Below are 15,938 nucleotides of genomic sequence, written 5' to 3' on the forward strand. Positions count from 1 at the left end.
AGTGCCGGCGGTGCTGTTTTCAATGGTCGATCGTTTCGCATCAGGATGGAAAAGATGTTCGCTTATCGCAAATGGGTTGCCTTGCTGGTGGCCTCGCTCATCTTCTGGCTGGGCCAGGCCCACGCAGAACAACGGCCGGATGTGGCCGAGCAGGTTGTCGCCTACATGGGGACAGAGGGCGTCAAAGTGTGGACGCTGCGCATTGGCGAGCGCGCCGCCAATGAAGCACTGGTTCAGATCGAAGGGGTTGATCACGACTGGGACATGCGCATCCAGAAGATGCAGGTGGAGAAGACCACAAAGGACACCCGTTACTCGACGACGGTGGACGGCAAGAAGTTCGTGGTACTGGTCGTTCAAAGCGGCTGGGGCGGTGAATTGTACCTGCCCGGTGAGCCGCAACCGGTGCAGGTTGGCTATTCCGAGGGGCTGTCGCGTCAAGGTAATGCCCAGGCATTCCTGACCGATTACCTGGCCAAGCAGCAATGAGCAGGGAGAACGACTGACCATGGTTGAACCTACCGATCCGCTGTCCGAGCTTTCCGGCTCGCTTGGCGAAGCCTATGACCAATCCCGTGCAGCCCAGCGCGACCGGGTAATCGCCGAGCTCAAGCAGGTGATCGAGCGCGTACCGCCGCAAAGCGAGTTCACCAATTCCCGCCGTTACAAGGTCTGGGGGCCGATAATCCTGGTGGGCGCCCTGATTCTTCTGGGCGTCACCTTCAATTTGCAACGCATGGGAGCGGTCGCAGCGGGTGTCTTCATCGTCTGCATTGCTGCTGCGGTGACCTGGCAGCACCGCAACGCTGGCACCCAGGTATTCATGCGCCTGACACGTCGGCAGTTGTTCGTCGATACGCTGGACGCTCCGGTTGATATGGCCGAAGTCGAGGACATCGCGGTCAAGGATGAAGGCCTGGTCATGGTGCAGACGCTGGAAATGAGCAGCGAAGCCGCGCTGCCGAAGCATCGTGTGGTCAAGCTGCAGTTCTTCGGTAACCAGGCAATGGCACTGAAAAAACCACGACCGCAGATCCGTATCATGTCCGCCGGCCTGGCCTGCAATGGTCGCAAGCTGGACAACGAGGAAGTGCTCGCAATGCTGGCGGCCTACCGCGATGCGGCCCACGCGCAGCGGCAACTGGAACTGATGCAGGCAGATGGATAATGCCGAGCGCGAAGCGCATCTGGCGTACCTGCAGGCACAGGCCGACGGTCCCCACGACAGCTTCGAACTGCTGGAGCGTTCGTTCGGCAAAGCGCTGGCTTGCGCAATAACCGGCCTGTTGCTCTGCGGCCTGGGCGCCTGGCTGGTCTGGCTGGCGTTGCTGTTCGGCGCTCAGGCCAGCAGTGGCGCGCTGTGGCTGCTTTCGGGCTGCGGCCTTGGCCTGCTCGCTGTGGGGCTGGCCGCTCTGGCCTGCTCCGCCGCGCTGTACCGCCGGCAGGGCAAGCGGGTATTGAGCGTGACACCCGATACCTTGTGCTTTGCCAATGCCCAGGCACCGACACCTCTGCATGCGTTCGACGGCTTCGAGGTCCAGCAGGGTTATTTCAGCACCCGCCTGATTTTCACGATGGCGGCGTCCAGCCTCGCGCCCGCGCTGCTTCCGGCCAGTTTCAAAGGGCTGGCCTCGCCTGACGCGATCACTGTGGCCGGTGGCTTGCGCGTGCGTTTGTGGCTGTGCACGCCGGTAGTGAACGGGCGTCGCCTTGACCTGCAGGAACTGGTGGACATGCTCTATGCCTACCTGCAAGCCGCGCAGGCCAGGCACACCCTGGCACAGTTGTTTCCGGGCGTGGCACGGCTGGGCGTATCGGCAACATGAAGCGCCTGGGGTGGGGCCTGGTCATGCTGCTGTTGCCGCTGGCGCTGTTCGGCTGGGCCACTGTGCAGCACTGGCGGGCGGAGACGGCGCAAGAGCAGGCACGGATCACCCGGCAATGGCTGGCGGCACCCAGCGATACCCTGCTGCAGGCACTGCCTTGGGCTGCACGCAAGCAATTTGCCGGGCGCGTCGACACGCGTGAGGTGCTGCAGCGGCAGTTGGACGAACTCGACAGCGACCGTCAGTGGTTGAGCGTGCGCAAGTCCATGGCCTGCCTCGGCGGCTGGTTGGCACTGGGCGCTCTGGTCGCCAGCATTGGCGCCTGGCTCAGGCTCAGGGTCGACGCCTGGCGCGCCTTGCGCTCGGCGCACTACCTGCATCAGTGCATGACGGCCAGCTGGCGGGTGCTGGTGCGTTGGCTGAGCGCCTACATGGGCATGCTCGCAGGCTCACTGTGCCTGTTATTGCTCTATGAAACCAGCGCCGGCTTGAGCCACGCAGCGCAGGGCGGCTTGACCGCGTTGGTCGTGGTACTGCCGCTGGCGTCAGTGCTGGTCGTCTGCCTGCGTACCCTCTGGCGAATGTGCCAGCAGTGGCCGCGCATGGGGGCGTCAAACGCTGGTTTTCTCGGCCGTGAGCTTGAACGGCAAGAGGCTGCGGCGCTGTGGCAATGGGTCGAAGGCCTGGCAGCGCACCTGCAGGCACCGGTGCCGGACCACATCGTGGTCGGGATCGACCAAGGCTTTTTCGTCACCAGCGTGCCGATTGTGCTGCAGCCTGGCCAGTCGGCGCTCAGCGGACGAACCTTGTACCTGTCATTGCCGTGTCTCAGCGTCTTGAGCCAGCAAGAGGCCGCCGCGCTCATTGGTCATGAACTTGGCCATTTCCGCAGCCGAGATACGGAGCAGGGCAGTGAAATCAATGCGCGCTTCAGCTTGATGTGCGCACAGTTCTCGGCCATTGTCGACGCCGAGCGGGCGGTGGACTGGGTAGCCCGGCCAGTGGTGTGGATGGCCGGGCAGTTCCTGCATCACTTCCAGATCGCGGTGCATCACTGGGGGCGCGCGCAGGAATTGTTGGCGGATCGGGCCGGGGCCGAAGTGCATGGCCCGAAGCTGTTCGTTCAGGCGCTGCTGCGGGCAATTGCCTTGGGCAGGGTCGTCGATGCATTGCTGCTCGAACGCGGTGGCGAAGGGCTGCTTGCAGCGCTGACCCGGTACCTGCAGCAGGTGCCGTTGCACCTGGGCGAGGAAGTGCTCGGGCTGACAATGCCCCATCCCTTCGACACGCACCCACCCATCGCCGCGCGCCTCGATAATCTGGACGTGATGCTTGACGCGGTGCTGGTGCAGGCCGCCATGCGCGAACCCTCTGGCCATGACCGGCAGTGGTTCAACCAGCTCTGCGGGGCTCCTGCAGCCAAGGTATGGACAGACTTCACTTAATATTTCCCATTTGCAGGTGTATCGTATTCGCCCTTCATCGCCAGCCGTGCTGGCAGCTTGATTGCGCAGAACGCGAGGTACCCGCACCGATGTCCTTCACCCGTCGACAAATGCTCAAGGGCCTGACCGGCCTGGTTGTGGTTGGCCTGGGCGCCGGTGGCGCGGCACGTTACTGGCTGGGCAAGGTCGAGGACGACAACGCCGGGCATGACTACGAGCTGATCGCTGCTCCCCTCGACGTCGAGCTGGTGCCGGGCTTCAAGACCGAGGCCTGGGCCTTCGGCCCTTCGGCGCCAGGCACCGAGTTGCGTGTGCGCCAGGGCACCTGGCTGCGGGTGCGCTTCATCAATCACCTGCCGGTGGAAACCACCATCCACTGGCATGGCATTCGCCTGCCGCTGGAAATGGACGGCGTGCCTTATGTCTCGCAGCTGCCGGTAAAGCCGGGCGAGTACTTCGACTACAAGTTCCGTGTGCCGGATGCCGGCAGCTACTGGTATCACCCCCATGTCAGCAGCTCCGAGGAGCTGGGGCGTGGCCTGGTCGGCCCACTGATCGTCGAGGAGCGCGAGCCCACCGGTTTTGCCCATGAGCGCACCCTGAGCCTGAAGAACTGGCACGTGGACGAGAAGGGCGCCTGGCTGCCCTTCAGCATCCCCCGCGAGGCCGCACGCAACGGCACCGCCGGGCGGCTGATCACCATCAATGGCCAGGCCGATTCGGTCACCGAGCTTCCGGCCGGGCAGGTGGTGCGCGTGCGGGTGCTTAACCTGGATAACACCTGGACCTACCGCCTCAACCTCAAAGGCAACTGCGAGGCGAAAATCTATGCGTTGGACGGCAACCCGGTGACCCCTCGGGCACTGGATGATGATTACTGGCTCGGCCCTGGCATGCGCATTTGCCTGGCCATCCGTATTCCTGAGGCGGGCGAGGAGGTCTCCCTGCGTGACGGTTTCGTGCGCCTGGGCACCTTGCGTTCGGTAGCCAGCAGCGAAGCACCGGGCGAGTGGCCCAAGGCCCTGCCGGCGAACCCGATTGCCGAGCCGGACCTGGAGAATGCCGAGAAGCTCAACTTCAATTTCGAATGGGCAGCGAGCGTCTCGGTCACCAGCGACCCGGACAAGCCGTCGAGCATGTGGCAGATCAACGGCCAGGCCTGGGACATTACCGACAAGACCTGCGCCGACCGGCCGATCGCCACGTTGAAGAAGGGCAAAAGCTACATCTTCGAGCTGAAGAACATGACCCAGTACCAGCATCCGGTCCACTTGCACGGCATGAGCTTCAAGGTGATCGGCTCCAATCGCCGGCAAATCCCTGAGCCCTACTTCACCGACACCTACCTGCTGGGCAAGAACGAGCGTGCCCAGGTCGCCCTGGTGGCGGATAACCCAGGCACCTGGATGTTCCACTGCCACGTCATCGACCACATGGAAACCGGCCTGATGGCCGCGATCGCGGTGGTCTGATGCGTCCGCAGATCATCGACCGCAGCCGCGATCAGGAATTCATGCGCCTGGCCCTGGCGCTGGCTGCCGAAGGCGCAGCCATGGGCGAGGTGCCGGTGGGCGCGGTGCTGGTGCAGCATGGTCAGGTCATTGGCCAAGGCTTCAATCGGCCGATCATCGACAGCGACCCGAGTGCCCACGCGGAGATGGTGGCGATCCGCGCGGCGGCGAAATCCGCCAGCAACTACCGGCTGCCCGGCAGCACCCTGTACGTGACCCTGGAGCCGTGCAGCATGTGCGCGGGGCTGATCGTGCATTCGCGGGTGGCGAGGGTGGTTTTCGGGGCGCTGGAGCCCAAGGCGGGGATCGTGCAGAGCCAGGGGCAGTTCTTCGGGCAGGGCTTTCTCAACCATCGGGTGATGGTGGAGGGTGGGGTACTGGCGCAGGAGTGCGGGCAGATCCTGAGCGACTTCTTCAAGGCCCGCCGGGCCAAGGCGTAACTTTCACCGGTCCCTTCGCGCCGAACCGCCGCGAAGGGGCCGGTCCTGGCAGTAAAGATGCAACAGGCCGGAAGGCCTACATAGGCGGCGACTGATCCGCCGGCTTGTCCTTGTTCACCCCGGGCACATGCAGGTTGCCCTCGGCCACCTGGCCTTCGAGCTGCGGCTGGGTCACCCAGGTGAGGATGTCGTAGTAACGACGGATGTTGGCCACGAAGTGCACGGGTTCGCCACCGCGGGCATAGCCGTACTTGGTCTGCCGGTACCACTGCTTCTGGGCCAGCCGTGGCAGCATCTTCTTCACGTCCAGCCACTTGTTCGGGTTGAGCTTTTCGCGCTTGGCCAGGGTGCGGGCGTCTTCCAGGTGGCCGGTGCCGACGTTGTAGGCGGCGAGGGCGAACCAGGTGCGGTCCGGCTCCTGGATGCTGTCGTCGAGCTCTTCCTTGATCTTCATGAAGTACTTGGCACCGCCCTGGATGCTCTGCTTCGGGTCCAGTCGGTTGGACACGCCCATGGCCTGGGCAGTGCGCTGGGTCAGCATCATCAGGCCGCGCACGCCGGTCTTGGAGGTGACTTCCGGCTGCCACATCGATTCCTGGTAGCCGATCGCGGCCAGCAGGCGCCAGTCCACCTGTTCGACCTTGGCGTAGCTCTTGAAGTGCTTCTCGTATTTGGGCAGGCGCTGCTGCAGGTGCTGGGCGAAGGTATAGGCACCGACGTAGCCGAGCACGTCGACATGGCCGTAGTAACGGTCCTTCAGGCGCTGCAGGGTGCCGTTCTTCTGCGCCTTGTCGAGAAATTCGTTGATTTCGTTGAGCAGGCTGTTGTCGTCACCGGCCGCCACCGCCCAGCGCTGGTCGCGGGTGTCGCCAAGGTCGAAGGCGACCCGCACGTTGGGGAAGTAGACCTGGTTCATGGCCAGTTCATTGGAATCGACCAAAGTCAGGTCAATCTGGCCTTCGTCGACCATGCGCAGCAGGTCGACCACTTCGACCGCGTCTGACTCTTCGTATTGCAGGCCCGGGTACTGCTTTTTCAGTTCGGCCAGCTGGTCGGCGTGGCTGCTGCCCTTGAGCACCATGATCTTCTTGCCGACCAGGCCCTTGGCATCGGTGGGACGAGGGCGGCCGTTACGGTAGATGACCTGCGGGGTCACTTCCAGGTAGGGGTGCGAGTACCTGACCTGGGCCTTGCGCCGGTCGCTGCTGACCAGGCCGGCCGCCGCCAGCACCGGGCCGGAAGGCTTGCCGAGCGAGTCGTACAGTTCGTCGAGGTTGTCGGCGGTTTCGATCTGCAGCTTCACGCCGAGATCTTCGGCGAAATGCTGGACGAGTTCGTACTCGAAGCCGGTTTCGCCGTTGCGATCCTGAAAGTAGGTGGCTGGGCTGTTGCGGGTGATGACGCGCAGCACGCCATCCTCCTTCACGCGCTCGAGGGTGCTGGGTTTTTCAACGCAGGCACCGAGCAGCAGAAAGAGTCCGGTTGCGATTAGCCATCTGGCGCAACGTTGGCGCAAAGCAGTGTGGGCGAACATAGGTTGCAGTATACGCAAAGGACCGGCACAGCCATATCTCGACAACGGTTAGCTTGTCTGGTAGCGAGTTGTGTGGTGGGGTTGGGAATGCATCAAGGCAAACCCTGGAAATTTTGACCCCGAAGTCCGGTTCCGCCGCCCGGCAGCCATGGCTTAGAGCGGGTGCCGAAAGCCGTCGAATTAGGCTAGAATGCACGGCCTCTAAGCACACCCCTTCCTGAGGCTGTCCCGACGATGTTGATCCTGCGCGGCGCTCCTGCCCTTTCTGCCTTTCGCCACGGTAAATTACTCGAGCAACTGAGCCAGAAAGTCCCCGCTGTTACTGGTTTGTATGCCGAATTTGCCCACTTCGCCGATGTTGAAGGCGAGCTGACCGCCGACCAGCAGCAGGTGCTGGGCCGTCTGCTCAAATACGGCCCGAGCGTGCCGGTACAGGAGCCGACCGGCCGCCTGTTCCTGGTCGTGCCGCGCCTGGGCACCATCTCGCCGTGGGCCAGCAAGGCCAGCGACATCGCCCACAACTGCGGCCTGCAGTCGATCCAGCGCCTGGAGCGCGGCATCGCCTATTACGTGGCTGGCAACCTGAGCGACGCCGACGCCGAGCTGATCGCCGCCGAACTGCACGACCGCATGACCCAGCGCGTGCTGGCCAAGCTGGAGCAGGCAGCCGACCTGTTCAGCCACGCCCAGCCCAAGCCGATGACCTCGGTCGACATCCTCGCCGGTGGCCGCGCCGCCTTGGCCCAGGCCAATATCGACCTGGGCCTGGCCCTGGCCGAAGACGAGATCGACTACCTGGTCAACGCCTTCCAGGGCCTCAAGCGCAACCCGAACGACATCGAACTGATGATGTTCGCCCAGGCCAACTCCGAGCACTGCCGCCACAAGATCTTCAACGCCAGTTGGGACATCGACGGCCAGGCTCAGGAAAAGAGCCTGTTCGGCATGATCAAGAACACCTACCAGATGCACAACGAAGGCGTACTGTCGGCTTACAAGGACAACGCCTCGGTGATCGTCGGCAGCGTCGCCGGCCGGTTCTTCCCGAACCCTGAAACCCGCCAGTACGGTGCGGTGCAGGAGCCGGTGCACATCCTGATGAAGGTCGAGACGCACAACCACCCGACCGCCATCGCCCCGTTCTCCGGCGCCTCCACCGGCTCCGGCGGCGAAATCCGCGACGAAGGCGCGACCGGCCGTGGCGCCAAGCCAAAAGCCGGCCTGACCGGCTTCACCGTGTCCAACCTGCGCATCCCCGGCTTCGAACAGCCATGGGAGCAGGCCTACGGCAAGCCAGAGCGCATCGTCGACGCCCTCGACATCATGATTGAAGGCCCACTGGGCGGCGCCGCGTTCAACAACGAGTTCGGTCGCCCGGCCCTGACTGGCTACTTCCGTACCTTCGAGCAGGCCATCGACACCCCGCATGGTGAAGAAGTGCGCGGCTACCACAAGCCGATCATGCTCGCTGGCGGCATGGGCAACATCCGTGAAGAACACGTGCAGAAGGGCGAGATCACCGTCGGCGCCAAGCTGATCGTGCTCGGTGGCCCGGCCATGCTGATCGGCCTGGGCGGCGGCGCCGCTTCGTCGGTGGCCACCGGTGCCAGCTCGGCTGACCTGGACTTCGCCTCGGTACAGCGCGAAAACCCGGAAATGGAGCGCCGTTGCCAGGAGGTCATCGACCGCTGCTGGCAGCTGGGCGACAAGAACCCGATTGCCTTCATCCACGACGTGGGCGCCGGTGGTATCTCCAACGCCTTCCCGGAGCTGGTCAACGACGGTGGCCGTGGTGGCCGCTTCGAACTGCGCAACGTGCCGAACGACGAGCCGGGCATGGCCCCGCACGAAATCTGGAGCAACGAATCGCAAGAGCGTTACGTGTTGGCTGTCAGCGCCGTCGATTTCGAGCGTTTCCAGGCCATCTGTGAACGCGAGCGTTGCCCGTTTGCCGTGGTCGGCGAAGCGACGCAAGAGCCGCACCTGACCGTAAGCGACAGCCACTTCGGCAACACCCCGGTAGACATGCCACTCGACGTGCTGCTGGGCAAGCCGCCGCGCATGCACCGTTCGGTTACCCGCGAAGCCGAACTGGGCGATGACTTCGACCCAAGCGAGCTGGATCTGGACCAGGCTGTGCAGCGCGTGCTGAACCACCCGGCCGTGGCCAGCAAGAGCTTCCTGATCACCATCGGCGACCGCACCATCACCGGCCTGGTTGCCCGCGACCAGATGGTCGGCCCGTGGCAGGTGCCGGTGGCCGACTGTGCTGTCACCGCCACCAGCTTCGACGTCTACACCGGTGAAGCCATGGCCATGGGCGAGCGTACCCCGCTGGCCCTGCTGGATGCCCCGGCGTCCGGGCGCATGGCGATCGGCGAAACCCTGACCAACCTGGCCGCTGCACGCATCGAGAAGCTGTCCGACATCAAACTGTCGGCCAACTGGATGTCCGCCGCTGGCCACCCAGGTGAAGATGCGCGCCTGTACGACACCGTCAAGGCTGTCGGCATGGAGCTGTGCCCGGAGCTGGGCATTACCATTCCGGTCGGCAAAGACTCGATGTCGATGAAGACCAAGTGGAGCGAAGAGGGCGTCGAGAAGAGCGTCACTTCGCCGATGTCGCTGATCATCACCGGCTTCGCCCCGGTCACCGACATTCGCAAGACCTTGACCCCGCAACTGCGCATGGACAAGGGCGAGACCGACCTGATCCTGATCGACCTGGGCCGTGGCAAGAACCGCATGGGCGCCTCGATCCTGGCCCAGACCTACGGCAAGATCGCGGCCCAGGCTCCGGATGTCGACGACGCCGAAGACCTCAAGGCGTTCTTCGCCGTGATCCAGGGCCTGAACGCCGACGGCCACCTGCTGGCCTACCACGACCGTTCCGACGGCGGCCTGCTGACCACCGTGCTGGAAATGGCCTTCGCCGGCCACTGCGGCCTCGACCTGCAACTCGACCCGCTGACCGATAGCAAGGGCGACGTGGCAGCCATTCTCTTCAACGAAGAGCTGGGCGCGGTCATCCAGGTTCGCCAGGATGCTACCCCTGACGTGCTGGCGCAGTTCAGCGCTGCCGGCCTGGGCGAGGGTTGCGTTTCGGTGATCGGCAAGCCGGTCAACAACGGTGAAGTGTCCATCAGCCTCAACGGCGAAGTGCTGTTCGACGACGAGCGTCGCATGCTGCAGCGCCAGTGGGCCGAAACCAGCTACCAGATCCAGCGCCTGCGCGACAACGCCGATTGCGCAGACCAGGAATTCGACCTGCTGCTCGAGGAAGAAAACCCGGGCCTGTCGGTCAAGCTGGGCTACGACGTCAACGACGACATCGCCGCGCCGTACATCAAGAAGGGCGTGCGCCCGCAAGTGGCGATCCTGCGCGAGCAGGGCGTCAACGGCCAGGTCGAGATGGCTGCCGCCTTCGACCGCGCAGGCTTTGCCGCCATCGACGTGCACATGAGCGATATCCTCGCTGGCCGTGTGGACTTCGAAGCCTTCAAGGGCCTGGTCGCCTGCGGTGGCTTCTCCTACGGTGACGTGCTGGGTGCCGGTGAGGGCTGGGCCAAGTCGGCGCTGTTCAACAGCCGCGCCCGCGATGCCTTCCAGGCCTTCTTCGAACGTACCGACAGCTTCGCCCTGGGCGTGTGCAACGGTTGCCAGATGATGTCCAACCTGCACGAGCTGATCCCGGGCACCGAGCACTGGCCGCACTTCGTGCGCAACCGTTCGGAGCAGTTCGAGGCGCGCGTGGCCATGGTCGAGGTGCAGAAGTCCAACTCGATCTTCCTGCAGGGCATGGCCGGTTCGCGTATGCCGATCGCCATCGCCCACGGCGAGGGCCATGCCGAGTTCGCCAGCGAAGAGGCACTGCTGGCAGCCGACCTGTCCGGTTGTGTCGCTCTGCGCTACGTCGACAACCACGGCAAGGTCACCGAAGCCTACCCGGCCAACCCGAACGGCTCGCCGCGTGGTATCACCGGCCTGACCAGCCGTGACGGCCGCGTGACCATCATGATGCCGCACCCGGAGCGTATGTTCCGCGCCGTGCAGAACTCCTGGCGCCCAGATGAGTGGCAGGAAGACGCCGCGCTGATGCGTATGTTCCGCAACGCTCGCGTGTGGGTGAACTAAGGCGTGTACAAGCTCGCCTTCTTCGTCCCGGCCAGCCATGTTGAAGTGGTCAAGGCCGCCGTGTTCGCCGCAGGTGGTGGGCGTATCGGCGACTACGACCACTGCGCCTGGCAGACCCTGGGCCAAGGCCAGTTTCGCCCGTTGCACGGCAGCCAGCCGTTCCTCGGGCAAACCGGCCGGGTCGAGGTGGTCGAGGAGTGGAAGGTTGAGCTGGTGGTGGCCGACGACCTGATCGTTCAGGTCGTCGCTGCGCTCAGGCAGAGCCACCCGTATGAGACGCCAGCCTATGAGGTCTGGCGCCTGCTGGATTTTTGAGGCAGCAGCGTTTCATCCCCAGGGCGCAGGCCCTGCGTCTGACAGGTTGGCAATGCTCCAGAAACTGGTGCCGGTCAGTTCTTCTGTTTCCTCAATGTGTTTCACTGCTGTTTTCATTGCGTCCTGTACTTTTTTCAGCTCGTGCTCGAGTTCCTCGGTCTGAAGTTGCCTGAGTGTTTCGATCGATTCACCCTGCCTGACCTTTTCAGGGTTTTTTCGCGCCCAGTCATCAACGGTTTGCGTGAACCAATCGGTATCGTTGGGATGGACGATAAAGCGCTCGGCCACAATCTCCGGGCCGTCCAGTTCTTCGCCCAGCTTCATCCAGTGATTGCGCATGGCCCGGCCAACGTCCTTCACCGCTTGCGCGGCCAGTATCACCGCCAGGGAATGGAAAGGGTGCGTGTCGTGATCCTTGGCCAGATGAGAATGGGTTGCCAAGACATTAGCGTCGGTGTTCGGGTCTCCTTCCAGATGAATCTGCAAGGTCGCGATATGGTCACCCGCCCAGTTCAGCAGTGGTTTCCTGATCAGGTTGATCACGTGATCGATGGCTTTTCTGGGTAGCTTGGCCGTATCTTTCATACCTGTTACCCATTGGTAGAACCCATTGTTCCTGACGTTGTCGCGTGCCTTGAGGTAAAGATCGTAGGCGTCGAACAGATAACGGTCCTCACCCTTCAGCAGTATCAGCATCACGTTATCAAAGTCGCTACGCTCACCGGGCTTGGGGTCTGCCTTCTCGTCGCCATAAAGCAGCTCGGCCAGCGGATCGCTGACACTTCCGACGATATCCAGTGCACCGAACATGCCGGTGATGACGGGCCACTCATGGCGGCTGATATCCCTTGACTCGATGCGTGTGGTCCATGGCAACACCTTGTCGTGGCCCAGTTTTCTCAAGCTGAGTTCAACAAAGTTGGAGTGAGCGAAATAGTCTTCCAGTACATGCAGGCCTTCGCCGAACAGCCGCATGCCTTTTGCTGTCATGCCTTCATTTTTCGCAGCTTCCAGCTGTTTGATCATGTAGGTGATTGGCCGGCGGATGTAACGCTTCATCGAGCGCTTGGGTAGCACCGTATTGAGTTTGTCTTCAGGGAACACCAGTGCGGTGAAATCGGGGTCGATACTACGTGGGTCGAACGCCTCTCGGTCCAGTGTGGTTGGGTTATCGATGTGTTCGTGAGCCCGGTAAACCCCAAGCAGCTCAGGGGTAACGCGATAGTTTGCACGTTCTTCAGGTGTTTGCTGCAAGCTGTGGAAATGCTTCAGCGCAAACAGATCGACAATGGCCGTCAGCTTTTCTCGCGATATGCGCGGTAGTTCCCGTGCCGCAATGGCCTTGATGATCTCCGTCGTATCGATCTGGGCATTGCTTACGGGATGAACGATCTTTGGGTCAATCAGCTGCGAGTAGTCGCGCAGCCAATTGCCAAAGTAGATGGCCTTGCGTTCCGCCTCGCTGAAACCGACGGTTTCCAGGGCATCTTCAATGGATTGATGACCGAAAGAGTTGAGACCGTGACCTCGTCCAGCAGCGAAGCGTTTCTGACGGCTTGGCGGGCTTGTAGGAGGGCTGAGTATCAAGGTGTGTTCGGTGCCCGCCTCACTGAATGTTGCAAAGGTGCTCCCGACTTTGATCGGTTCGTTATAGAAGAGCAGCGTTTGCACAAATGCCTTGGTGATATCCGCGGGTACTGCCGGGTTAGAGTCTGGCGTATCAGCTCCTGTGCCGCCATGCAGTAGAAGGTCATGAATGTACAGCGCAAATGCTTCCATGAGCGCAAGCATGAGCGGGGCGGCCTCGGCAGGTTGATCAATGGCCTGTGCAATGGTCTTGCGTTGCACGAGTATCTGGCGCGTTTCTCGCTGGTAGATGCAAGGCTCGGTGATATCGTTGCTGACTTGGTAACTTGGGTTATTGAAGGTTTTGGCAGTCAGTTGCCGTTGAAGGTGCATGAATAAAGAGGGTGAGAGACGGCTGCCAAATACTGGCCTGAACAAGTGAGTGAAGAGCTGAAGGTCGATAGCCGAGGCGAGCGTCTGCAGTTGTTCAAGGGCGAAGGTGCTGGAAAATGCGGGAGCATCTGGCTGTTGGTTGGTCATGGCGTTTACCTGATCAGGATGAACAACCAGCATGCGTAGTTGGCTGCCAACAGAGCATGGTGAAACGCTACCGGCGGGTCGTCAGTCTTATGCGGCTGCATCAGCTGGGCGTGGGCAATTGCTGGTTGAGCAGTGAACATGTCGGCCAATCGCACCCAGACCACGATAGACGTCGCAACCGGGATCTCGACGGCCGGTGCCGAGCGTCAGGAACAGCGCCATGATGAAGTCCAGGCGTAGCGAGTTTCAGTTTGAGGTTTTTGGCGGGCAGCCAGCAAAATGTCGACTGCCCGGTAGGGGGTCAGACTGTGCCGATCTCCCCGCCATCATCCCGCTGGATCACCACCGTCGCAGCGCGTGGCCTCACTTTGGTCCCTGTCGGGGTTGCATCGGTCGCCTTGTCGGTATACGGCCAGTTATCCGGGTGCTGGATGTTGATGAACAGCGTCTTGTTGTCCGGCGTGAAGCTGATGCCCGTCACCTCGCAACCATTCGGTCCGACGAAGAATCGGCGCAGGGCCGCCTGGTTCTGGGCATTGATCGGCACTTGCTTGCCACTGGCATCGACCAGGTCAGTGGGAATCACCGCCAGCAGTTGGTCGTTGGTGTAGTCGGTGAGGGTGGTTTCACCGTTGTCGGTCTCGAACCACAGCACGCCCCGGCTATCGAAGCTCATGCCGTCGGGGCTGGCAAACTGGTTGAGTTCGGTCAGGCCAGAGCGGTTGATGTCCTCCGTACCGCTGGCGTTGGCGCCGAACACGAAGATGTCCCAGGTGAAGCTCAGCTGGTCTTCGCTGTCGTGCCAGCGGATGATGTGGCCGTGGCGGTTCGGGCCGCGCGGGTTGGCCGCATCGACCTTGTCGGCAGCCCGCGCGCTGTTGTTGGTCAAGGTCAGGTAGGCGTCGCCGTTTAGTGGGTTGACCGCAGTCCATTCCGGGCGGTCCATCGGCGTGGCGCCCACGGCGTCGCCAGCACCTCGGGTGTTGAGGATGATGCCGGCGAGGCCACCATAAAGCGCACCCAGAGTGCTGCCGCTGGAGGTAGCCGTGTTCACGTCGAGCAGCAGCCACACGCCGGTGCCGTCGGCATTGAAGCGGGCGACGTACAACTTGCCATGGTCCAGGTACTTGGCCCCGGTGGCCAGGCGGTCGGCCGGGGTGGCGTCAGCGGCATCCCACACAGCCGAGGACACCCACTTGTACAGGTACTCGTTGTTCGAGTCGTCGCCCATGTACCAAACCAGCGGCTTGCCGGCTACCGGCAGGCCTGGGCAGCAGCCTTCGTGGCGGAAGCGGCCCAGGGCCGTGCGCTTGGTGGCCAGGGTGCTGCTGTTGTACGGGTCGATCTCGACGATGTAGCCATAGGTGCTGGCTTCGTTGCGGTAATCATCGGTGGCACTGGCACCTTTGACGGTCACGTCGAAGCGGGCGAATTCATCTGCAACTTCGCTGCTGTCGCCGGCCGCGCTTTCCCACTGGTACTGGCCACTGGAGGTGCCCACGCCGATGCGGCGCTGGTCTTCGGGGCGGGTGCCCTTGTTGACGAAGATGCCAGGCCAGTTCTCCTCGCAGGTCAGGTAGGTGCCCCATGGGGTATAGCCGTTGCCGCAGTTGTTGTTGGTACCGCGGCAGTGGGTGCCGTCGACCGAGTACTTGGTCTTGACGTGGTCGGTGCCGCGCAGCGGCCCGGTGATTTCCATGCGCGAAGCGGTGGTGAAGCGGCGATTGAGCGGGTCGTTGTCGACCACTTGCCAGCGACCGTTGCGCTTCTGCAGGCGTACCACGCCGGCGCCGTGGGCGTTGATTTCCTTGCGCACTTCTTCGGCCGGGCGCTTGCCGCTGGTGTCGGTGGTCGGGCCGTTGGGGTGCAGGGCAGCCGTGTCGATGTATTCGAAGTTGATCGCCAGCAGGCCGTCTTCGGAGCTGCCGTTGATCGGGAAGAAGTGCATGCCGTCATGGTGCATGCCCATGGCGTTGGCCTGGTCGGTCGAGGTGTTGCTGCCGTCCGATTTCCATGGGGTGGCGTTGCTGTTCAGCGGTGTGCCCCAGGGGGCCAGCACATAGGCGCTGTAACCGGCGGCGACCACACAGGCATCGCTGCGCGAGCCAGGGATGGACTGGAAGCCAAGGGCCAGTTTCGGCTCTTCAGGCTCGCTCGCCGGTGGTTGGGTGGCCGGACCGTGACCGGAACTGCCATTGCTGTCGAAGCAGCCGCTCAGGCCGGTACCGGCAATCATGGCAATGGCGGCGCCCAGGCTCCCGCGCATCACGCTGCGACGGCTCAGATAAGCGTCCATGACGCTGGCCATCGGCAGGTTACCGCTCTGGTTGCGGTCAAGATTATCGCCGGTATCTCGACTCATCGGGATGTCCTTATAGTGGCTGAGTGGGATGAGACCGCGACTTTAGGGCGCTACTGTGATGATTCATTTGCAGAAATATTAACGGGCTTTTAAAGCTGTAAGTTCTTATTGCTACCTCACACAGCTCGTTTTTGCGTGTTTGAAGGGAATGGACAAAGCGGACCGTGGAGACCTCACAGGAGCGCCTGGCCCGAAACAGATGTGAGCGGATTCATCCGCGATGCGCCGCGGGGGCGGCGCTGGGTCTCACAGACGCTGACTATCT

The 15,938-nt window shown here is 62.6% G+C and carries 11 protein-coding genes; 8 read left to right on the forward strand and 3 right to left on the reverse strand.

The window, feature by feature from the left end:
* Nucleotides 1-54: 54 nt before the first annotated feature.
* The 6 genes from ACIPZ5_RS08290 to tadA all read left to right on the forward strand — a co-directional run bounded on the left by ACIPZ5_RS08290 (nt 55) and on the right by tadA (nt 5,222).
* Nucleotides 55-489, forward strand: coding sequence for a hypothetical protein (locus ACIPZ5_RS08290; protein ID WP_261942862.1), 435 nt, complete (start codon nt 55-57; stop codon nt 487-489).
* Between the two features lie 19 nt (nt 490-508).
* The gene (locus tag ACIPZ5_RS08295) at nt 509-1,168 is read left to right on the forward strand and encodes a hypothetical protein (protein ID WP_261942863.1); all 660 of its coding nucleotides are present in this window, start codon (nt 509-511) and stop codon (nt 1,166-1,168) included.
* A complete protein-coding gene (locus ACIPZ5_RS08300) occupies nt 1,161-1,826 on the forward strand; it encodes a hypothetical protein (RefSeq protein WP_400807724.1) in 666 nt (221 codons plus the stop codon). Before ACIPZ5_RS08295 ends, ACIPZ5_RS08300 begins: the two co-directional genes overlap by 8 nt.
* A complete protein-coding gene (locus tag ACIPZ5_RS08305) occupies nt 1,823-3,271 on the forward strand; it encodes a M48 family metallopeptidase (RefSeq protein ID WP_400807727.1) in 1,449 nt (482 codons plus the stop codon). Before ACIPZ5_RS08300 ends, ACIPZ5_RS08305 begins: the two co-directional genes overlap by 4 nt.
* An 89-nt stretch (nt 3,272-3,360) precedes the next feature.
* Nucleotides 3,361-4,743, forward strand: a complete 1,383-nt coding sequence (locus ACIPZ5_RS08310; protein ID WP_400807729.1) for a multicopper oxidase family protein — start codon at nt 3,361-3,363, stop codon at nt 4,741-4,743.
* Nucleotides 4,743-5,222, forward strand: a complete 480-nt coding sequence (tadA, locus tag ACIPZ5_RS08315; RefSeq protein ID WP_400807732.1) for a tRNA adenosine(34) deaminase TadA — start codon at nt 4,743-4,745, stop codon at nt 5,220-5,222. Before ACIPZ5_RS08310 ends, tadA begins: the two co-directional genes overlap by 1 nt.
* A 76-nt stretch (nt 5,223-5,298) precedes the next feature.
* On the opposite strand, the gene mltF is transcribed toward tadA, so the two are convergent.
* On the reverse strand, nt 5,299-6,756 hold the full coding sequence (mltF, locus tag ACIPZ5_RS08320; RefSeq protein ID WP_261942868.1) for a membrane-bound lytic murein transglycosylase MltF: 1,458 nt from the start codon (nt 6,754-6,756) through the stop codon (nt 5,299-5,301).
* A gap of 234 nt (nt 6,757-6,990) precedes the next feature.
* On the opposite strand from mltF, the gene purL reads away from it, so the two are divergent.
* Nucleotides 6,991-10,890, forward strand: coding sequence for a phosphoribosylformylglycinamidine synthase (gene purL / locus ACIPZ5_RS08325; protein ID WP_400807735.1), 3,900 nt, complete (start codon nt 6,991-6,993; stop codon nt 10,888-10,890).
* Nucleotides 10,891-10,893: 3 nt separating this feature from the next.
* Nucleotides 10,894-11,205: an NGG1p interacting factor NIF3 gene (locus ACIPZ5_RS08330; RefSeq protein ID WP_343598477.1), complete on the forward strand. Its 312-nt coding sequence runs from the start codon at nt 10,894-10,896 to the stop codon at nt 11,203-11,205.
* Nucleotides 11,206-11,217: 12 nt separating this feature from the next.
* Here ACIPZ5_RS08330 and ACIPZ5_RS08335 read toward each other — a convergent pair whose 3' ends face one another.
* On the reverse strand, nt 11,218-13,311 hold the full coding sequence (locus ACIPZ5_RS08335; RefSeq protein WP_400807738.1) for an HET-C-related protein: 2,094 nt from the start codon (nt 13,309-13,311) through the stop codon (nt 11,218-11,220).
* A 301-nt stretch (nt 13,312-13,612) separates the two neighbouring features.
* Nucleotides 13,613-15,673, reverse strand: a complete 2,061-nt coding sequence (locus ACIPZ5_RS08340; RefSeq protein WP_400807741.1) for a PhoX family protein — start codon at nt 15,671-15,673, stop codon at nt 13,613-13,615.
* Nucleotides 15,674-15,938 lie beyond the last annotated feature (265 nt).

This window comes from Pseudomonas sp. NPDC089428, from assembly GCF_044749325.1.
In the GTDB taxonomy this organism is placed as follows: Bacteria; Pseudomonadota; Gammaproteobacteria; order Pseudomonadales; family Pseudomonadaceae; genus Aquipseudomonas.